The following is a 19,155-nucleotide window of genomic DNA, read 5'->3' as shown; positions in this document are numbered from 1 at the left end:
CCCCACCTCACCCCCCTGATGGCATCAACAGCAACTGAACCACTGCGCACCAGGGTTCTGGGGGTGCCGGTGAGCGTGTGTCCAGATGTGTTTGCAGCGGCCTTGGCCCTGCGGCAGCGCAGTGGTGGGCAGATCGTCACCCTGAATGCTGAGATGACGATGGCGGCAAAGGCCGATCCCGCCTTGGGGGCTGCCATCGCCGCGGCGGACCTGGTGATTCCAGATGGTGCCGGCGTGGTCTGGGCCCTAGGCCGCCAGGGCTACCGGGTGCGGCGCAGTCCTGGGATTGAGCTGGCCCGTGATTTGCTCACTCACGCGGCTTCCCATGGCTGGAGGGTGGCTTTGGTGGGGGCCTCACCGGTGGTGATGGAGCAGCTCACCACGCGCTTGCGCCAGGAGCTCCCCGGCCTAAAGCTGGTGCTCCACGCCCATGGCTACCAACCAGCTGAAGCCTGGCCAGGGTTGGAGCAGCAGCTGCTGGCGGCTCGGCCCGACCTGGTGCTGGCGGCCTTAGGAGTACCCCGCCAGGAAACCTGGATTCAGCAGCTGCCTGGGCGCAGTGGCGGCCTCTGGATGGGTGTGGGCGGCAGCTTTGACGTTTGGGCTGGGGTCAAAAAAAGAGCCCCCGCTTGGATGGGAGCCCTGCAGATCGAATGGTTGTACCGGCTGATTCAGGAGCCCAGTCGCTGGCGCCGCATGCTCTCCCTACCCAAATTTGCCTGGGAGGTGCTCAGGCAGGGCTGAGGCCGGATTCAGCGAAAGCCGACGGATGCCTGCCACACGAAGGCAAGCAGCAGAAAGAACAGGGGAATGATCGGCAGGATGTCGACCAGTGGTCCGAAGGCTTGGTAGGCCTCGGGGAGTTGGGCCAGGGTTTGCAGGGCGTAGGTAGCCATCCCGGAATTCACTGAGCTAGGGGCGGACGCTACCACGTGTGGGCGGCTGGGGAGTCCGGTTCCCAGGGAGCGAAATCCTCTGCAAAACAGCCGTCGCGGATGGCCTGCCCCATGGCGGTGGAGAAGCGCACCAACTGGGTGATGTTGTGCAAGCTCAACAGAATCTTGCCCAGCAGCTCCTCGCTCTTGATTAGGTGGTGCAGGTAGGCCCTGCTGTGCTGGCGGCAGGCTGGGCAGGGGCAGCTGGCATCCATGGGGGTGTGGTCGTGGCGGAAACGGGAGTTCTTGAGGTTCCAGCGTTCGCCACCCACCAAGGCCGCGCCATGGCGGCCGAGGCGGGTGGGAATCACGCAATCAAACAGGTCGAAGCCGTTGGCCACGGCGATGGCCATTTCCCGCAGGGTGCCTATGCCCATTAGGTAGTGGGGTACGGCACCAGGCAGCAGCGGCCCCAGCTGGCGCACGATCCGATGCATTTCCTCGGTGGGCTCGCCCACACTCACGCCGCCCACGGCTATCCCGGGCAGGCCCATGGAGGCCACCACCTGGGCCGATTCCTGGCGCAGGTGGGGGAAGCAGCCCCCTTGGACGATGCCAAACAGGGCCTGGTCAACTTTGGTGTGGCTGGTGATGCAGCGCTCCAGCCAGCTGTGGGTGCGCCGGCAGGCGGCGGCCACGTCTGCCTCACTGGCGGGATAGGGGGGGCATTGGTCGAAGGCCATGGCCACATCGGCCCCCAGGGCCATCTGGATCGCCATCGAGCGCTCGGGGGTGAGCTCGATGCGGGCGCCGTCGCGCGGTGAGCGGAACACCACGCCGTGGTCGTCGATGGTGTTGATGTCGCCGAGGCTGAAAACCTGGAAGCCGCCGGAATCGGTGAGCATCGGCCCGTCCCAACCCATGAAGCGGTGCAGGCCACCGGCATCAGCCACGATCTGCTCGCCCGGCTGCAGGTGTAGGTGATAGGTGTTGGAGAGCACCATCTGGGCGCCGGTGTCCCGCAGTTGGGACGCCGTAACGCCTTTCACCGTGGCCAGGGTGCCCACGGGCATGAACCGCGGTGTGGTGACATCGCCATGGGGGGTGTGAAAGCAGCCGCAGCGGGCCCGGGTGCGGCTGCACTGCGCCGTGATGTCGAAGGAGAACGCTGGTGGGAAGCTGATTGCGCCGAACAGGTGCTGTCCCGACGCTAGGTGTCGCTTGCTAGAGCCCGTGCCGAAGTCATTTTCTGGGGCGATTCCCGGCTGGTTGGGCGATCTGGCCGGTGCCTGGGTGTTTTATTCGGTGCTGCCCGCCTGGCCAGGAGTGCCGCCTCGCTTTGAGCGCATTGCCCGCTTCGCTCCCCTGATCGGCCTGGTGCTGGGCGGGCTGCAGGGCCTTTTCTGGTGGCTTGCCGCTGGCTGGTTGCCCCTTGGAGCCCAGGTGGCCTTGGTGCTGGCGCTCGGGTTGGTGCTCACCGGTGGCTTGCACGTTGATGGCGCAATGGATACTGCCGATGGATTGGGCGCCGGCCCTAGGGCCTTGGAGGCGATGGCAGATAGCCGGGTGGGCGCATCGGGGGTGCAGGCCTTGGTGGTGGTGCTGCTGCTCAAGGCAGCAGCCCTGCTTTGCCTAGGGGGCGCTGCCCCGCTGGCCATGCTCTGGGCGGCTTTCTGGGGCCGGGTGTCACCCCTTTTGGCCATGCAGTGGTTTCCATATTTGAGGCAGCAGGGCAGTGCTGCTTTTCACCGGCAGCACTGGCGGGGTCTTGCAGCGGAACTGGTGCCGGCCCTGCTGGTGTTCGCCCTGGCCCTGGGCCTAGCTGCCTGGACCCGCTGGCCCTGGCCCCAGGGGGTGGGTTTGCTGCCAGCAGTGCTAGTGCCCCTATGGCTCGGCCGCCGTCTCGGCGGCCATAGCGGCGATAGCTATGGAGCCTGTGTCGAATGGACAGAAGCTCTGGCCCTGCTGCTCATGGCCCTGCTGCTGGGCTTGGGGCCGCGGCTGGCAGCCTGAGGCAAAAGGCGTTGCCCCGCTCGGGCAGTTGCTGGGCAACGGCTGCCGGCGGCAACACCAGGTTGAGCTCGCCACCGAGGCTGCGGGCCAGATCCCTGGCCAGGGCCAGTCCCAGCCCCGTCCCAGGCCGCCCCTGCCCCTGCCTCCCCCGGAAACCCTGCTCAAAGATGGCCTGACGCTCGTTTTCGGCGATCGGCTCGCCGCCATCCCACACCGTCAGTTGCCAGTCCCCTGACGCCAGTGCTTGGCAGTCCAGGCCGATGGCCGTGCCGCTGGGGCTGTATCGAAAGGCGTTGTTCAGCAGGTTGGCCAAAATTTCAGCCACGGCGCCACTGTCCCCGTGCCAGTTGGGCAAGCAGGATGGCGGATGCCAGGGGCGGCCCTGCAGAGAGGCCGTGGCAGCAGCCCGCTGCATCAAGGGCTCAAGCCAGTCGAGCAGGGGTTGGCCCTCGGGCCCCACCAGCCCGGGGGGAAGTAGCAGGGGCGCCGCCGCCTCGCCGCTGACGGCGGCTTGCTCGTGGCGGCCCAGCTGGCTGAGGGCATCCACGTAGCGGTTGAGCTGGCGCTCTTCCGCCAGCAAGCCTTCCACCAGAGGTCGGTTCTGCTGGTCCTGTTCGAGGCGCCGCAGCAGTAGTTGGCCGAAGGTGCGCAGGGCGGCGAGGGGGTTGCGCAGCTGGTGCAACAGCAGGCCCAATTCTGCTTGCTGTTGCTCGAGGGTCTGTTGCAACTGCTGTTGTTCCAGATCAAGGCAGAGCGCTTCGGTAAGACACAGGGCGACGGCCTGGAGCCGCTGCCCGAGGCTGTCTGGCCAGGGCACCACGCTGGTTTCCACCTGGATCGCGCCCAGCAGCACCCTTTGGTGGCGCAGCGGCAGCCAGCGCCGCTCCTCCGCTGGCAAGCTCAGCGGACTGCCGGCTTCGACCGCAGGCAGGGCTCGGCCATCACTCGGCCATTGGCCGATTGGCACCAGGATGGGGGCGTTGGCTTCACCGGGCTGGGTGACATAAACCACCAGGGAGCTGAGGTCGCTGCGATCAGCGAACTGGGCTAGCTGGAAGCGCAGTAGGGCGAGAAAGCGGTTGGAGACTTGCATCTGCTGCCCTCAGTCCTGGCCATGTTCCAAAAAGTTTGGAAAAGGCGTGGGAAAACCAGAAAAAAGTCTTAAGATGTGCGGTATCGACCAATACGGCGCGGTCCGCAAGCGGGCAGCGGTTCGTCGTCGTGACGCCCTCACCCTTTGTTGCCCATTTCGGCAATTCAGGCTACAGCAGTGACAGATCCGACTTACGCCGATCTTGCTTCCTGTTGTTCTGCACCCCGAATGGGCGGGGTGTGGCGTCGCTGACCCCTGGGCCTGCTGACTCTCTCGGACAACAGAACGTTTGGGCGTCGCCCTGCTCTCCAAATTTTGGGGGGTTCGGGTGGGCTGAGTCACGGACCCTGCGCATGTTTTGCGCTCCCACTGTCCGTTCCCCCTCCGGTTTCTCTTCCTTCTCCTAATTCCTCCTTCTCGGGAGCAGTTCAATGTCCAAAAAGCGCAAGCGGATTAGCCGTCGCCGGCTCGCAGGCCAGCGGGTGCTGGCGCATGTCCCCACCTTCAATCTCGAGACCGGCTCCCACAAGCCGGTCACGGCAGCACGCCGCTTCATTGCTGAGGAGCTGTTGGTGCCCCCAGCAATTCTCAACGTGCGCCGCAACGAGCACACCACTGATCGCTTCTTCTGGGGCGAAAAGGGCCTGTTCAGCGCCCAATACGCCGAGGAAAACCATTTCCTGTTTCCCTCACTGCGCACGATCGTCGACCGCATCGGTGAGGAGGTGCTTTTCGAAGGCATCGAAGCCCTCGCCGCCGACGACTGGGAAGAGATGGAGGAGTACGAATACGCCTTCGTCTGAGCTTGGCTTTGCCCTGGCGGAACTCAGGTGGGCCGCTGGTTGTTCAGCATGACCATTGGCTGGCCAAGTAGCTCCGCAGGGCAGGAAACAGGCAGCCGTCGATTGTGTGGCCGCCTGTAAAGCCAACCAGTTCGGTGTCGATGCCACCGAGTTGCAGCTGCTCTTTCAGGGCCTCACTGGCTCCGTAGGGCACCACAGGATCCTGTTCGCCATGGGTGAGCAGGATTTTGGGCAGGGATGCTGCGGTTGGTTGCCAGCCGGGATGGGGATAGCCGCTGCAGCCGATCAGGCCGGCCAGGGGTAGGCCGCTGCCGGCTGTGGCCACATCAAGGGCCATTGCGGCGCCTTGGGAGAAGCCCAGCAGAGCCGTTTGCTGCAGGGGCACCTCCGCCGCTAGGGCCAGGAGCCGCTCTAGCAGCTGGGTTCGCGCGGCAGGTAGCTGGGGCCAATTTGGCTGTTGCAGGTCGTACCACTGGCGGCCGCTACCGCTTGGATGCGGCAGTGGTGCCCGCAGGGCCACCACGCTCACCGCTGGCCCCACCAGCACCTCGGCCAGGTCCAGCAGGTCGTCGGCATCCGCTCCCCAGCCGTGTAGCAGCACAAGGCGCCGGTCGCACAGGTCCGGGCCACTGCGGATCAGTTGGTCGTTGGGCTGGCTGGTTTGGCTACTCATGGCGGGGGATCGATTGCTGCGTAGGTTGGCCCTTATACCTGCACGTTTGGCAGCCATGGCCCCCACGGCCCTTCTAAGCGTCTCCAATAAGGAGGGCCTGGTGCCCTTGGCCGAGGGGCTGCTGGAGGCTGGCTATCAGTTGATTTCAAGTGGCGGCACCGCTGCGGCCCTCAAGGCGGCCGGGCTTGAGGTCACCAAGGTGGCGGAGCACACCGGCGCCCCTGAGATCTTGGGCGGCAGGGTCAAGACCCTGCACCCACGCATCCATGGCGGCATCCTGGCCCGGCGCTGCGAGCCCAGCCACCAGGCTGATCTGGAGGCCCAGGGCATTGCGCCGATCGACGTGGTGGTGGTCAACCTCTACCCATTTCGAGAAACCGTTGCCAACCCCGAGGTGGCATTCGATACCGCCATCGAGAACATCGATATCGGTGGACCGGCAATGGTGCGGGCAGCGGCCAAAAATCACGCCGATGTGGTGGTGCTGACCAGCCCCAGCCAATACGGCCCCTTTCTTGAGTGTCTGCGCACCGGAGCCATCAGCGCTGCCCTGCGGCGCCAGCTGGCGCTGGAAGCTTTCCAGCACACCGCTAGCTACGACACGGCGATCAGCAGCTGGCTTGCGGGACAGCTGGCCGGCGCAGCCGAGCTCCCAGCAGCGGTGGCGGCGCCCCTGCGACTGGAACTGCCCGCCCGCCAGAGCTTGCGCTACGGCGAAAACCCCCACCAACAGGCCACCTGGCACAGCGAGCCCGCTGCCGGCTGGGGCGCCGCGGTGCAACTGCAGGGCAAGGAGCTCAGCTACAACAACTTGATCGATCTGGATGCGGCCCTAGCCACCGTGCGGGAGTTTGGCTACGGCCCCGGGGCCCAGCCCGCGGCGGTTGTGGTCAAGCACACCAACCCCTGCGGCGTGGCGATCGGCCACAACGGCGCCGCTGCCCTCAGCCGGGCCCTTGACGCCGATCGGCTCTCAGCCTTCGGCGGCATTGTGGCTATCAACTGTGTGGTCGATCTAGCCACCGCCGAATTGCTGACCAGCCTGTTTCTTGAATGTGTAGTGGCGCCTGGCTTTGATGGACCGGCATCGGAGCGGCTGGCCACGAAAGCCAATCTGCGCCTGCTGGAATTGAATCCTGCGGCGATCGCTCTGGCTTCCAAGCGCCAGCTGCGCACCCTGCTGGGCGGGGTACTGGTACAGGAGCTAGACGATCAACCGGTTGATGGAGCGGCCTGGCAGGTGGTGAGCGAACGCCAGCCCACAGCCCAAGAGCTCGACGACCTTGGTTTTGCCTGGAAGCTGGCCCGCCACGTGCGCTCCAATGCCATCACCGTGGCCAAGGGTGGTCAGAGCCTGGGCATTGGCGCCGGCCAGATGAATCGGGTTGGCTCGGCCAGGCTGGCCTTGGAAGCGGCCGGGGATCGGGCCAGGGGCGCGGTGCTTGCTAGCGATGGCTTCTTTCCCTTCGATGACACCGTGCGGCTGGCCGCTGGTCAGGGCATCACTGCTGTGATTCAGCCTGGCGGCAGCGTGCGCGATGCCGATTCGATCACTGCCTGCAATGCCCTTGGCTTGGCGATGGTGGTAACCGGTCGCCGTCATTTTCTTCATTAACGCCCTTGCTGGGGCGCAGTGAGTTGTAGTTTCGCTCCATAAGTCCTGTTCTGCTGGGCACTTGCCGCAGCCATCCCTTGGCCCCCTCTGACGCCATGCCCGAAGCCCTCGCCTACAACCTCAACTTCCTCCATCCCCTGTTGATGCTGGCTCTGCTGGCCCTCTCCAGCTATGGGATGCTGCTTGGCATCAAGGCCAAGAAAACCCGCACCGCAGATCCTGAGACCCGCAAGCAGCTGATCAAGGGGCAGTTTGCCAAGCGCCATTTCCAGATCGGCAGCCTGATCCTGGCGATCACCGTGCTGGGTACCTTCGGCGGTATGGCCGTTACCTACCTCAATAACGGCAAATTATTTGTGGGCCCCCACCTGCTTGTGGGCATTGGCATGACCTGCTTGATCGCCCTGGCGGTGTCGCTTACCTCCCTGATGCAGCAGGGCAATCTGATCGCCCGCAAGGTCCATGTGGGCCTCAACATGGCAATGATGACCCTGTTTCTGTGGCAGGCGGTGAGTGGCTTTCAGATCCTCAACAAAATCTGGGAAAACCGCCCGGCCTGAGTGCTGGCTTCGCTTCTAGGTCTCAAGTAAGAAAGACAGCCCAGTTGATTTAGAACTGGGCGCTTCGCCGGGGTGGGCACTCCAGATCATGGCTGCCGTGGAAATCTTCCTGCACCTTCCAGGTGAGCCGGCGAGAGATCTGCCTCACGATCTGACGGAGCAGGTGGTCGCCGCTCGACTGCACCAGCCCATCAGGCAGCAGGGTGATCACCCCAGGTAGGCGTACCCAGACGCTCAGGTCGAGCTCCCAGCGCACCAAAGTTTGGGGCCTGGGATCATTGGAAACTACGGCAGCATCATTGGCTTGGTCCAATTGCAGCGAGGCGTTGAACTCGACGTCGTAAAGCCCTTCAAGCTTGGGATCACCGCCGGGGTGGGGCACGGTCAGAATTCGGTACAGCCCCTGGTTTTGGGGCAGCAACTCCAGGCCGATGGTGGGCTCCACTTCGAAGCCGAAGTTGCCAAAGGTGCCCAGAGTCAGCGCGTAGCCCCTCTTGCCGAGGGGTTCCACAGTCATCGGGGCAGCGCAACGGCGAAACCAACCCTCGTGGTGATCGAGGTATTCGGAGACAACGGGCGCGCTGGCCCGCATTTCCATCACGTCGGCAAAGGCACTGGCATAGCGCCGCACTCTTGGATCATCGCTGTGGCGCAGCAACAGACCGGAGCCCAGCTCTCCCTTGGACGACGCTTGGGCTGGTGCGGTTGACAACGACAAAGGCAACAACGGCAACTCCTGGAATTTGACCAGCCCTGGCAGCAGGATGCCGGACTTGTTCAAGGCGTTCTTTAATCAATGTAAAGCCCATGGTGGGCCTAAGTGCCGCCCGCTGTGACACCCGGACACCTTGGTTCTGCTCAGGCCTCGCAGAGTCCGATCAGCCGCTCGATCACGTCTTCCACCACCCGGTCGGGAGTGGAAGCCCCGGAGGTTATGCCCACTCGGATTGGACCTTCGGGCAGGAAGGGCAGCTCGATTTCGAGCTCGCCCCCTAGGGGCATGTGCTCGATGCGGTTGCCAGGGCCAATGCGCTCGGGGGTGTCGATGTGGAAGGAGCGGATGCCGCGGCTGACGGCGATCTCCTGCAGGTGGGTGGTATTGGATGAGTTGTAACCGCCGATCACCACCATCAGGTCGAGGGGCTCATCAACTAGGGCGAAAATGGCGTCTTGGCGCTCTTGGGTGGCGTCGCAAATGGTGTTGAAGGCCAGGAAGTGCTCATTGAGCTCAATGGGGCCGAAGCGCTGCAGCATGGTGCGCTCGAAGAGGCGGCCAATCTCTTCGGTTTCGCTCTTCAACATGGTGGTCTGGTTTGCGACGCCCACCCGGATCAGATCGCGGTCGGGGTCGAAGCCTGGCGAGCAGGCTTTGGCAAAGCGGGCCATGAATGATTCCCGATCGCCATTGCCGAGGATGTACTCGCTCACCATTTGGGCTTCGGCCAGGTCGAGCACCACCAAGTAGGTGCCGGCGAAGCTGCTAGTGGCGAGGGTTTCCTCGTGCTTCACCTTGCCGTGGATGATCGAGGTGAAGGAGTGCTTTTTGTGCTTTTCCACCGTGTTCCACACCTTGGAGACCCAGGGGCAGGTCGTATCAACGATGTGGCAGCCCCGCTCGCTTAGCAGCTGCATCTCCTGAACGGTGGCGCCGAATGCGGGCAGTATCACTACATCACCGCTGGCAACCTCCGAAAAATCTTTCATGCCGTCTTCCACGGAGATGAACAGCACGTTCATGTCGCGCAGGTGATCGTTGACCGAAGGGTTGTGGATGATTTCGTTGGTGATCCAGATCCGTTCAGTGGGGTAGTGGCGCCGAGTTTCGTAGGCCATCGCCACTGCCCGCTCTACGCCCCAGCAGAAACCAAAAGCTTCAGCCAGCCGCACGGTGAGGCGGCCGCTCTCGAGCGAGTAGCCGCTTTCTCGCAGCTTGGCGATCAGATCGCTTTGGTAGGCCTGCTCCAGGCTGCCTGCCACCTCATTGCCCAAACCGAAGCCTCTGCGGTTGTAACGCTCCGAGTGGTGTAAGGAGCGTTTGAAGGCGCGGGTATCCACAGCGTCGAGGTCTCGGTGAATCAACTCTATGGGCCCTTTAGGTCAGAGCTACGGCTCCCAGGGTCATCTGGTGGAGGCCCTCAATTCCCTGCCAGCCCAGATAGACCCCCAGCACTAGGGCGAACACCCCCACCAGCCATTCGGCCCGATGCACAAGCCAGTCGTTGAGGCGGCTCAGGGGCTGGCGCAACCTGCCGCCGCTCAGCAGCCAGGCCAGTGGTGGCAGCAGCAGTAGCGAGGTGGTTATGGCCACAAATACGGCACCCACCTCCAGATCCCCGCGCAGGGAGGTGTGGTTGGTGAGCAACATGCCCCCTTCCTTGGCGTAAAAAACCAGATTTTCCGGGCTGACCAAGGCACAGCCGGCCCCAAGTCCGAGCAGGGGAAACCAGTCGAGCTCGGGCAGCTGGCCCATCAGTTGCATCGCCCAGCTCTCTTCACCGATGGCTGCTGCAGGGGTTAGTTGGAACAGCCCCAAGGCCACCAAGGCTCCGGCACCGATCAGGTCCATCAACACCTGGCCGCGGCTGCCCAGCTGCATGGCCCAACTGAAGCGACTGCCTACCAGCACCACCGCTGCCAGCGCGCCACCGTTGGCGAGTATCCAGCCCCCCAGGTAGGTGGAGCAGCGTCGCAGCGGGTTGGGGCCCAGCAGCAGCAGGGCCACCAGAGCGATGTTGAGTGGGCTGAAGGAAATGCCCAGGCCCAGGGCGATGGTCTGGGTGAGCCAGTGGAACGGGAGCATCGCGGGATTGTGGCGCTTAGCCAGCCCCAAGGGCGGGACAGTGGGTTTCCACAGCCGCAATTCCATGCCAGTTCACCTCGCTGGCGCTGAAGCTGTAGCGGCAGGGCAGTACCTCCACGCCCGCTGCCAGGGCCTGGCGAAACAGTTCGCCATAGCGCGGGTCGGCCGCGTCGCCCGGGGCAAAGCGGCTCACATCGCCGCGACTAAGGCAGGGCACCAGTACGGACCGGCTCTCTGGCAGCAGGGCCATCAGCTCCACCAGGTGTTTTTGGCCCCGTTCAGTAACGGTGTCTGGGAAAAGGGCCAGCTCCCCTTCGCTCCAGGTGGTGTTTTTCACCTCCAGGTAGATCGGCCTGGGATCGGCGGCGTTTTCCGCTGGGGTGAGCAGCAGGTCGATGCGGCTGCGGCGCCCTTCGCCATAGGGCACCTCGGCACGGATGGCTGCGATCGGCCCCAGCCAGGGCTCCAGGCAACCGGCCTCAATCGTGGCCCGCACCAGATGGTTGGGGAGGGCCGTGTTGATGCCCACCCAGATGGGCGTGCCATCGGCGCCAGGCACTTGGGCCTGCTCCCAGGTCCAGGCCAGCTTGCGGCTGGGGGAAGGAGCGTGGCGCAAGCGCACCCTTCCGCCGGGGTGCAGCACTCCGGTCATCGGCCCGGTGTTGGCGCAGTGGGCCGTGACCAGCTCGCCGTTTTCTAGTTCGATATCGGCCAGGAAGCGCTTGTAGCGCTTCACCAAGGTGCCCTCCACCAGGGGGCCGAGGCTGAGCACGCAGGTGGCCATGGCGGGCGGGGTGGGGTGGATTGGAGCAGGCCAGCCATACTGCCGCCAACTCCCGGGCCTTGGGTCCCACTTGATGGCAAAGTCCCTCAGGCGCATTGCCCTGGTTGTGGCAGTGGCCACTGCCCTCAGCAAGTTGGCCGGCTTGGTGCGGCAGCAGGCCATTGCAGCAGCCTTCGGCGTTGGCGCGGCTTACGACGCCTACAACTACGCCTACGTGCTGCCCGGCTTTCTGCTGATCCTGCTGGGCGGCATTAACGGACCTTTCCACAGCGCCATGGTGAGCGTGCTGGCCCGCCGGCCCCGCCAAGAGGGCGCCTACGTGCTGGCAGCAATCAACACCCTGGTGGGGGCGGGGTTGCTCGGGGTGACGGTGTTGCTGCTGGTGTTCGCTGGCCCCCTGATCACCCTGGTGGGACCGGGCCTGGATGCCACCCGCCACGACATCGCCGTACTGCAGCTGCGTTGGATGGCGCCGATGGCTCTATTTGCCGGGCTGATCGGCCTGGGCTTTGGAGCCCTTAATGCTGCTGATGAATTTTGGTTGCCCTCGGTGAGCCCCTTGCTCTCGAGCGTGGCCGTGATCGCTGGTATCGCCGTGCTGTGGTGGCAGCTCGGTGCAGCGATCACCCTGCCCACCACGGCGGTGCTTGGCGGCGTGGTGCTGGCCGGCTCCACAACTTTGGGGGCGGTGCTGCAGTGGCTGATCCAGCTGCCAGCCCTGGCCCGGCAAGGGTTGCAACGCTTTCGGCTGGTGTGGGACTGGAGGGACCCCGGTGTGCGCGAGGTGCTGCAGGTGATGGGGCCCGCCACCCTCTCCTCGGGGATGCTGCAGATCAACGTGTTTGTGTCCCTGTTTTTCGCTTCGGGCATCCCGGCGGCGGCGGCGGGTCTGGGCTACGCCAACCTGCTCGTGCAAACGCCCCTCGGGCTGCTCTCCAATGCCCTGCTGGTGCCCCTACTGCCGGTTTATGCCCGGCTGACGGCCCCGGACGATCGACCTGAGCTGGTCGGTCGTATCCGCCAAGGGCTGATGCTCTCCAACGCCAGCATGCTGCCCCTGGGGGCGTTGATGGTGGCGCTGGCTTTGCCAATCGTGGCGCTGATCTATGAGCGGGGGGCTTTCAATGCCGGTGCTGCGGAGTTGGTGGGCAACCTGCTGATGGCCTACGGCATCGGCATGCCCGCCTATCTGGCCCGCGACGTGCTGGTGAGGGTGTTCTATGCCCTCGGAGATGGGGTAACCCCGTTCCGCTGGTCGATGGCGGGGATCGGGCTGAATGCGCTCTTCTGCTGGGCTTTCGTGGGCGGACCGGTGCCCGGCGCTACCCAGCTGCTGCCTGGCCTCTATTGCGGTGCCGCCGGCCTGGTGCTCGCCACCGTGGCGGTGAATCTGATCACCTGTGTGGGTTTGCTGCTGGCGCTGCAGACCAAGCTCGGCGGGCTGCCATTGCGGCTGTGGCTGCGCGACACCATGCTGCTGTTCGGTGCTGCCGTACTGGCCGGACTGGCGGCCTGGGGCGTGTCAGTAACTGTCGCCTGGCCCACTGGTCTTTGGGGCCGGCTGCTGGAGTGCAGCTTTGCCGGCGGAGTGGGCGTGTTGATCTATGGCGTGGTGGCCAGCCTTGCCCAGGTGCCAGAGGTCAAGGATCTGACCGACCAGTTGCGGGATCGCTTGCCTCGAATTGGCGCCAGGCGCTAGGGGTCGAGGCGAACGTCCCGTTCAGCTCGCACCTGAACTGGAATCTCCAGGTGCGAGCGACCCAGCATCCGGGGGCCGTCCACCGAAAAGATGCGTGCCTCAATGCCGAATTCCTTGAAGGCCGTCTCTAGCTCCTGAATCAGGGCTTTTTCAACCTGGGCCTCGGCGTCAACCACCTTGCCGATTAGGCGTCCGCCCAGGCGACCCAGGCGTTGACGCACCACATCGCGGGCGTTGGTTACCTCAATGACCAGCACAGCCCGTCGCCAGTTCCCGCAACCTTATCGGCAAAACTGCTCCAGCACCTCTTCGAGATCCCGCAGCTGGCCGGCGGGCACCAGCCGAGCCAGGGGCAGCCGGGTGGAACCGGCGCCGATCGGCACCTGCACCGCCTCAAGGGCCTGGCGTGCGCACACCTCCGCCCCCTGGTCCAGCCGGGCGGAACATTCGATCGCTAGGGCCTGGGCCAGGCCGGCGTCGCCGAGGTAGAGGTGCCAACTGGCAACTTGCACATAAAGGCGATCTGCCAGGACCAGTTCCAGTTCTTTGAGGTCTGTGGCGGAGAGGGTCATGGCCGGGGGGTTGGACGCAGAACCACTACAGCGCCAGCGTGAGCCAGCAACACCACCAACCAACCCAGGCTGAGCCAGTTGAGGTGGGCCCAGGGGTGACGCATTTCCTGTACCAACCAGAGGCCACTGTTCAGGGCGGCGAATAGGGCGGCGTGGAGCGTCAGGTTCACGATCCGTTCGAAGTGCCTGTAAGTGGGGTCTTCGGGGTTGGCGGGGCCGTACCAGCGGATGGGCATTGATGGGGAGGCGAGGACGGGGTGTTTGACGGATGGGCCCTCCGTGCGGTGAAAATGGACCCATGCGCTTGTAGCTCAGCGGATTAGAGCATCTGACTACGGATCAGAGGGTCGGGAGTTCGAATCTCTCCAGGCGCGCTTCTTACACAAAACCGCTCTAGGGCGGTTTTTTTGTGGCTTGGCTTCGACATGGAGTTATCCCTTGCCCAGCTCCGGTCTTTACGATCATCGGACGATTTAACCCTTAACCATGACCAACCCCGGCGGTGCTGCCCTCAACCAGTCCCTAGCTGCCGGGGACCCCGCCATCGCCGGGCTGATTGAAAAGGAGCTGCAGCGCCAGGAAACCCACCTGGAGCTGATTGCATCTGAGAACTTCGCCTCCCGCGCCGTGATGGAGGCGCAGGGCTCGGTGCTCACAAACAAATATGCCGAAGGCCTGCCATCCAAGCGCTACTACGGCGGCTGTGAGCATGTGGATGCGATCGAGGAGCTGGCGATTGAGCGGGCCAAGGAGCTGTTTGGTGCCGCCTGGGCCAACGTGCAGCCCCACAGCGGTGCCCAGGCCAACTTCGCCGTGTTCCTGGCCCTGCTGCAGCCTGGCGACACGATCCTGGGCATGGACCTCAGCCATGGCGGTCACCTCACCCATGGCTCGCCGGTGAACGTGAGCGGCAAGTGGTTCAAGGCCGTGCACTACGGCGTGGACCCCGACACCCAGCAGCTCAACTTCGACACGATCCGCCAGCTGGCCCTGGAGCACAAGCCCAAGCTGATCGTCTGCGGCTACTCCGCCTACCCCCGCACGATCGATTTCGAGGGCTTCCGCGCCATCGCCGATGAGGTGGGCGCCTATCTGCTGGCCGATATGGCCCACATCGCCGGCCTGGTAGCCGCCGGTGTGCACCCCAACCCGGTGCCCGTCTGTGATGTGGTGACCACCACCACCCACAAGACCCTGCGCGGCCCCCGCGGCGGCCTGATCCTCTGCCGCGACGCCGAGTTCGGCAAGCAGTTCGACAAGGCCGTTTTCCCCGGCAGCCAGGGCGGCCCGCTCGAACACGTGATCGCCGCCAAGGCGGTGGCCTTCGGCGAGGCCCTACAGCCCTGCTTCCGCGTCTACAGCCAGCAGGTGGTTGCCAACGCCCAGGCCCTCGCCGAGCGCATCCAGGAGCGCGGCATCGCCGTGGTGAGCGGCGGCACCGACAACCACATCGTGCTGCTGGATCTGCGCGGCATCGGCATGACCGGCAAGGTGGCCGACCTGCTGGTGAGTGATGTGCACATCACCGCCAACAAGAACACGGTGCCCTTCGATCCCCAGTCGCCCTTCGTGACCAGCGGCCTGCGCCTGGGCACCGCTGCCTGCACCACCCGTGGTTTTGACGAGGCCGCCTTCCGCGAGGTGGCCGATGTGATCGCCGATCGCCTGCTCAATCCCGAAGACAGCGCCATTGAGCAGCGCTGCCGCGATCGGGTTGCGGCTCTCTGTGAGCGCTTCCCGCTTTACGCAGCAGCGCGTGAGCTTCAGCACGCTTGATCCACTTCAACGCCCGTAAGCTGGTTGCTGAAGGCCATTTTTCGGCTTGCTTCGGTCTGGTTCAGTGACCCTCGCCTACAGCCCCAACGCGGCCGCCTTGCTCACTTTTGTCGTTGCTGCTCTGTGCACGGCTTTGGTGGTGCCAGTGGTACGCCGGCTCGGCTTGCGTTGGGGATTGGTTGATGCTCCCGATTCCCGCAAGCAGCACACCTCTCCCATGGTGCGCCTTGGAGGGGTCGGCATTGTTATCGCCTTTAGTGCAGCCCTGGGTCTCACCTGGGCCTTGGGGGGGTTCGCCAACCTTCCCGCTGAAAAGGACCAGTTGATCTGGACCACCCTGGCTGGCGCCCTTTGTTTTTTCTTGATCGGGCTGGCAGACGATCTCTATGCCCTGCCGCCCCTGCCCCGTTTGGCCGGCCAGTTGGCCATTTCGATGGTTGCTTGGAACGAGGGCGTGCGCATCGGCAACATCGAGATCCCCATGGGCTGGTGGGGAGGCTCTGATCTGCTGCTGCCATTGCCAGATTGGCTCAGCCTTCTGGCAACGGTGATCTGGTTGGTGGGTATCACCAACGCCATCAACTGGCTGGATGGTCTCGATGGTCTGGCGGCGGGCGTGAGCGGTATCGCTGCAGTGGGTTTGTTGTCGGTGAGTTTCAGCCTGCATCAGCCGGCTGCAGGCCTGCTGGCCGCGGCGCTGGCCGGCAGCTGTCTCGGTTTCCTGCGCCACAACTTCAACCCTGCCCGCATCTTCATGGGCGACGGCGGCTCCTATTTTTTGGGCTTTGCCCTGGCGGCGATCAGCATTGTCGGCCCGGCCAAGGGGCTCACCAGCGTCAGCCTGCTGCTACCGCTGCTGATCCTGTCGCTGCCCTTGGCCGACATGTCGGCAGTGATCATGGGGCGCCTCAGCGAAGGCCACTCTCCCTTCTATCCCGATCGGCGCCACCTGCATCACCGGCTGCTGAGGACGGGACTGAGCCATCGCCGCACCGTGTTGCTCATTTATGCCTTCACCCAGTGGTTGGGCTCCCTGGCCCTGGTGCTGGTGAATGCTGAATTGCGCTTTCTCTGGCTTGCCCTGGCTACTGCGGTGCTGATCTGGGTGCTGGTCAGCACTCGCCGGGCTTTGCAGCAGCCTGCGGCCACTCGGGAGCTCTGAGGCTGTGAGCGCCGAGATTCTCTGCATCGGCACCGAGCTGCTGCTCGGCAACATCACCAATGGCAATGCCCGCTGGCTGGCGGAGCAGCTGGCGGCCCTGGGCATCGCCCACCAGCGCCAGAGCGTGGTTGGTGACAACCGCACGCGTCTGATGGCCGCGGTGCGGGAAGCGGCAGGTCGCTGCCGGGTTTTGATCACAACCGGAGGCCTCGGCCCGACCCCAGACGACCTCACCACAGAAGCCATCGCTGCTGCCTTTGACACGCCCCTGGTGGAGCACCCAGAGATCTGGACAGACATCCAGGCCCGTATCGGCGCGCGCGGCCGTTTCTGTTCCCCCAGTAACCGCAAGCAGGCATTTCTGCCCGCAGGGGCGGCGGTGTTGCCAAATCCAACCGGCACCGCCCCCGGCATGATCTGGACCCCGCCTGCGGCCCCGGGCATTCAGCCAGGTTTCACGGTGCTCACTTTCCCTGGCGTGCCAAGCGAAATGGAGGCGATGTGGTTTGCCACCGCAGAGCCATGGCTGCGCTCAGCTGGTTTGGCTGAGGGGGTGTTCGCCAGTCGCATGTTGCGCTTTTGGGGCGTTTCCGAGTCGGCTCTGGCTGAGCAGATGGCCGATCTGCTGGCCCTAGAAAACCCAACTGTGGCCCCCTACGCCGGCGCCGGTGAAGTGAAGCTGCGCCTCACGGCCAGGGCAGGCAGCGTTGCTGAAGCCCAGATCCTGCTTGCTCCGCTTGAGGCGCAGATCCGGGCCCGCTCCGGTAGGGCCTGCTTCGGCGTCGATGACGACAGCCTGGCCAGTGTGGTGCTTGAGCAGATGCGCCGCCGCGGTGAGACGCTGGCTGTAGCTGAGAGCTGCACTGGCGGGGGGCTGGGGGCGGCCCTAGCGGGGGTGCCCGGAGCCTCTGATGGCTTTGTTGGTGGGGTGATTGCCTATGCCAACTCGATTAAGCAGGCCTTGCTTGGGGTGCCGCCGGCGCTGCTCGAGAGCCAAGGCGCCGTGAGCGATCCGGTGGCTATTGCCATGGCTGAGGGTGCTCGCCGTGCAACTGGTGCCACCTGGGCAATTGCTGTGACCGGCATCGCCGGCCCGGGGGGTGGCAGCACTGAGAAGCCGGTTGGACTTGTGCATATCGCCATTGCCGGCCCGGATGGTTGCAGCAGCGAGGCAGTTCGCTTTGGTGCCACGCGCGGCCGGGTTTGGATCCAGCGGTTGACGAGCGGTGAAGCGCTCAATCGCTTGCGCCTGCGGCTGGCCGACAGCCCCTGGGCGCAGCTTTAGGCTTAAGCCTCAGTCGAACGGACCTTTCGTGAGTGCCGGCACCCTCTACGACAAGGTCTGGGATCTGCATCGGGTGGCCCAGTTGCCTGGCGGTTCCACCCAGTTGTTTATCGGTTTGCACCTGATTCATGAGGTGACCAGCCCCCAGGCCTTTGCAGCCTTGAAAGATCTGGGCCTACCGGTGCGACTCCCCGAGCGCACCGTGGCCACGGTTGATCACATCGTGCCCACCACATCCCAGGCGCGTCCCTTCGCTGATCCCCTGGCGGAGGAGATGCTCGCCACCCTCGAGCGCAACTGCAGCGACTACGGCATTCCTTTGCATGGCCTCGGCAGCGGCCGCCAGGGAATCGTGCATGTGATTGCCCCTGAATTGGGCCTCACCCAGCCGGGTATGACCGTTGCCTGCGGCGACTCTCACACCTCCACCCACGGGGCGTTTGGGGCGATTGCCTTTGGCATTGGCACCAGCCAGGTGCGCGATGTGCTGGCCAGCCAGAGCCTGTCGATGGGCAAGCTCAAGGTGCGGAGGATTTGGGTTGAGGGGCAGCTGCAGCCGGGCGTCTATGCCAAGGACTTGGTGTTGCACATCATCCGGGTGTTGGGTGTCAAAGGTGGTGTGGGCTACGCCTACGAATTTGCCGGTCCAGCCATCGATGCTTTGACGATGGAGGAGCGCATGACCCTCTGCAACATGGCAATCGAGGGCGGTGCCCGCTGCGGCTACGTCAACCCCGACGCCGTCACCTTTGCCTACCTGCAAGGCCGGCCCTATGCCCCCAAGGCTGAAGCCTGGGAGCGGGCCGTGGCCTGGTGGCGTGGCCTGGCCAGTGGTGCAGACGCAGTTTTTGACGATGAGGTGCGCTTCGATGCTGCGGCAATTGCGCCGACAGTCACCTGGGGTATCACCCCCGGCCAGGGCATCGGCGTTGATGAAACGGTGCCAACCATGGAGCAGACAGAGCCGGATGAGCGGCCCTTGGCCCAGGAGGCCTACCGCTACATGGATCTGCAGCCCGGCACTCCGATTGCAGGCACAGCGGTGGATGTTTGCTTCATTGGCAGCTGCACCAATGGGCGCCTGTCCGATTTGCAGGCGGCTGCGGCGGTGGCCAAGGGACGCCATGTAGCTCCGGGCATCAAGGCCTTTGTGGTGCCTGGCTCTGAACAGGTGGCGGCGGCTGCGGAAGCTGAAGGGCTTGACCAGGTATTTAGGGAGGCTGGCTTTGAGTGGCGTGAGCCCGGCTGCTCGATGTGCCTGGCCATGAATCCAGACCGGCTTGAGGGCCGCCAGATCAGCGCTAGTTCAAGTAATCGCAACTTCAAGGGTCGCCAGGGCTCGGCTACCGGCCGCACCCTGCTGATGAGTCCGGCGATGGTGGCTGCGGCCGCAATTGCCGGCAAAGTGTGTGATGTGCGCCAGATGATTAACACCACGCCATGAC

At 64.5% G+C, this 19,155-nt stretch carries 21 protein-coding genes and 1 tRNA gene; 11 read left to right on the top strand and 11 right to left on the bottom strand.

What is annotated here, in order from left to right; all coding sequences use genetic code 11:
* The first annotated feature begins 18 nt into the window (after positions 1–18).
* Complete coding sequence (locus KBY99_RS09845) at positions 19–744, top strand: WecB/TagA/CpsF family glycosyltransferase (protein WP_254998868.1); 726 nt, start codon at positions 19–21, stop codon at positions 742–744.
* An 8-nt stretch (positions 745–752) separates the two neighbouring features.
* Here the strand turns inward: KBY99_RS09845 and KBY99_RS09840 are convergent, their stop codons facing one another.
* Entirely contained in the window at positions 753–896 is a 144-nt protein-coding gene (locus KBY99_RS09840) for a photosystem II reaction center protein K (RefSeq protein WP_106632264.1), read from the bottom strand.
* A 29-nt stretch (positions 897–925) separates the two neighbouring features.
* A complete protein-coding gene (gene tgt / locus KBY99_RS09835) occupies positions 926–2,059 on the bottom strand; it encodes a tRNA guanosine(34) transglycosylase Tgt (protein ID WP_254998925.1) in 1,134 nt (377 codons plus the stop codon).
* Between the two features lie 49 nt (positions 2,060–2,108).
* Between tgt and cobS the strand changes: the two genes are divergently transcribed.
* Complete coding sequence (gene cobS / locus KBY99_RS09830) at positions 2,109–2,888, top strand: adenosylcobinamide-GDP ribazoletransferase (RefSeq protein WP_254998867.1); 780 nt, start codon at positions 2,109–2,111, stop codon at positions 2,886–2,888.
* On the opposite strand, the gene KBY99_RS09825 is transcribed toward cobS, so the two are convergent.
* Positions 2,845–3,981: a sensor histidine kinase gene (locus KBY99_RS09825; protein ID WP_254998864.1), complete on the bottom strand. Its 1,137-nt coding sequence runs from the start codon at positions 3,979–3,981 to the stop codon at positions 2,845–2,847. The genes cobS and KBY99_RS09825 overlap by 44 nt on opposite strands.
* 431 nt (positions 3,982–4,412) lie before the next feature.
* On the opposite strand from KBY99_RS09825, the gene KBY99_RS09820 reads away from it, so the two are divergent.
* Positions 4,413–4,784: a DUF3155 domain-containing protein gene (locus KBY99_RS09820; protein ID WP_106632267.1), complete on the top strand. Its 372-nt coding sequence runs from the start codon at positions 4,413–4,415 to the stop codon at positions 4,782–4,784.
* Positions 4,785–4,827: 43 nt separating this feature from the next.
* Here the strand turns inward: KBY99_RS09820 and KBY99_RS09815 are convergent, their stop codons facing one another.
* The gene (locus KBY99_RS09815) at positions 4,828–5,457 is read right to left on the bottom strand and encodes an alpha/beta hydrolase (protein WP_254998861.1); all 630 of its coding nucleotides are present in this window, start codon (positions 5,455–5,457) and stop codon (positions 4,828–4,830) included.
* A gap of 55 nt (positions 5,458–5,512) precedes the next feature.
* Here KBY99_RS09815 and purH point away from each other — a divergent pair, with 55 nt between their 5' ends.
* Together purH and KBY99_RS09805 are read left to right on the top strand one after the other, a co-directional pair.
* Positions 5,513–7,072: a bifunctional phosphoribosylaminoimidazolecarboxamide formyltransferase/IMP cyclohydrolase gene (gene purH, locus KBY99_RS09810; protein WP_254998860.1), complete on the top strand. Its 1,560-nt coding sequence runs from the start codon at positions 5,513–5,515 to the stop codon at positions 7,070–7,072.
* A gap of 95 nt (positions 7,073–7,167) precedes the next feature.
* Entirely contained in the window at positions 7,168–7,632 is a 465-nt protein-coding gene (locus tag KBY99_RS09805; protein ID WP_254998924.1) for a DUF4079 domain-containing protein, read from the top strand.
* Between the two features lie 49 nt (positions 7,633–7,681).
* Here KBY99_RS09805 and KBY99_RS09800 read toward each other — a convergent pair whose 3' ends face one another.
* The 4 genes from KBY99_RS09800 to sfsA all read right to left on the bottom strand — a co-directional run bounded on the left by KBY99_RS09800 (position 7,682) and on the right by sfsA (position 11,216).
* Positions 7,682–8,344, bottom strand: a complete 663-nt coding sequence (locus KBY99_RS09800; protein ID WP_409996558.1) for a DUF1997 domain-containing protein — start codon at positions 8,342–8,344, stop codon at positions 7,682–7,684.
* A 146-nt stretch (positions 8,345–8,490) separates the two neighbouring features.
* Positions 8,491–9,687 carry a 4-hydroxy-3-methylbut-2-enyl diphosphate reductase gene (locus KBY99_RS09795; protein ID WP_254998921.1) on the bottom strand — a complete coding sequence of 399 codons (1,197 nt, stop codon included), beginning with the start codon at positions 9,685–9,687 and terminating at the stop codon, positions 8,491–8,493.
* A gap of 37 nt (positions 9,688–9,724) precedes the next feature.
* Positions 9,725–10,432, bottom strand: a complete 708-nt coding sequence (locus KBY99_RS09790; protein WP_254998858.1) for a GAP family protein — start codon at positions 10,430–10,432, stop codon at positions 9,725–9,727.
* 16 nt (positions 10,433–10,448) lie between these two features.
* Entirely contained in the window at positions 10,449–11,216 is a 768-nt protein-coding gene (sfsA, locus tag KBY99_RS09785) for a DNA/RNA nuclease SfsA (RefSeq protein ID WP_254998855.1), read from the bottom strand.
* Positions 11,217–11,289: 73 nt separating this feature from the next.
* Between sfsA and murJ the strand changes: the two genes are divergently transcribed.
* Complete coding sequence (gene murJ, locus KBY99_RS09780) at positions 11,290–12,915, top strand: murein biosynthesis integral membrane protein MurJ (protein ID WP_254998853.1); 1,626 nt, start codon at positions 11,290–11,292, stop codon at positions 12,913–12,915.
* Here murJ and KBY99_RS09775 read toward each other — a convergent pair.
* From KBY99_RS09775 to KBY99_RS09765, 3 genes are read right to left on the bottom strand one after another with little or no spacing between them, the layout of a single operon-like run.
* Positions 12,912–13,172, bottom strand: a complete 261-nt coding sequence (locus KBY99_RS09775; protein ID WP_254935140.1) for a cytochrome-c oxidase — start codon at positions 13,170–13,172, stop codon at positions 12,912–12,914. The genes murJ and KBY99_RS09775 overlap by 4 nt on opposite strands.
* 24 nt (positions 13,173–13,196) lie before the next feature.
* Positions 13,197–13,487, bottom strand: coding sequence for a DUF3181 family protein (locus KBY99_RS09770; protein WP_254942928.1), 291 nt, complete (start codon positions 13,485–13,487; stop codon positions 13,197–13,199).
* On the bottom strand, positions 13,484–13,723 hold the full coding sequence (locus KBY99_RS09765) for a hypothetical protein (RefSeq protein WP_106632274.1): 240 nt from the start codon (positions 13,721–13,723) through the stop codon (positions 13,484–13,486). Before KBY99_RS09765 ends, KBY99_RS09770 begins: the two co-directional genes overlap by 4 nt.
* A 64-nt stretch (positions 13,724–13,787) precedes the next feature.
* Here KBY99_RS09765 and KBY99_RS09760 point away from each other — a divergent pair.
* The 5 genes from KBY99_RS09760 (at position 13,788) to leuC (ending at position 19,154) form a co-directional block, all read left to right on the top strand.
* A tRNA-Arg gene (locus tag KBY99_RS09760) sits at positions 13,788–13,861 on the top strand.
* A 112-nt stretch (positions 13,862–13,973) separates the two neighbouring features.
* Entirely contained in the window at positions 13,974–15,263 is a 1,290-nt protein-coding gene (glyA, locus tag KBY99_RS09755) for a serine hydroxymethyltransferase (RefSeq protein WP_254998851.1), read from the top strand.
* 64 nt (positions 15,264–15,327) lie between these two features.
* Positions 15,328–16,425 carry a glycosyltransferase family 4 protein gene (locus tag KBY99_RS09750; protein ID WP_254998849.1) on the top strand — a complete coding sequence of 366 codons (1,098 nt, stop codon included), beginning with the start codon at positions 15,328–15,330 and terminating at the stop codon, positions 16,423–16,425.
* Positions 16,426–16,429: 4 nt separating this feature from the next.
* Complete coding sequence (locus KBY99_RS09745; protein WP_254998848.1) at positions 16,430–17,710, top strand: competence/damage-inducible protein A; 1,281 nt, start codon at positions 16,430–16,432, stop codon at positions 17,708–17,710.
* A 28-nt stretch (positions 17,711–17,738) separates the two neighbouring features.
* Positions 17,739–19,154 carry a 3-isopropylmalate dehydratase large subunit gene (leuC, locus tag KBY99_RS09740; RefSeq protein WP_254993295.1) on the top strand — a complete coding sequence of 472 codons (1,416 nt, stop codon included), beginning with the start codon at positions 17,739–17,741 and terminating at the stop codon, positions 19,152–19,154.
* The last annotated feature ends 1 nt before the right edge of the window (position 19,155 follow it).

The organism is Cyanobium sp. Maggiore-St4-Cus (assembly GCF_024345615.1).
In the GTDB taxonomy this organism is placed as follows: Bacteria; Cyanobacteriota; Cyanobacteriia; order PCC-6307; family Cyanobiaceae; genus Cyanobium_A; species Cyanobium_A usitatum.
Note: the sequence above shows the minus strand (reverse complement) of the source record. Positions and strands in the feature narration are given on the sequence as shown.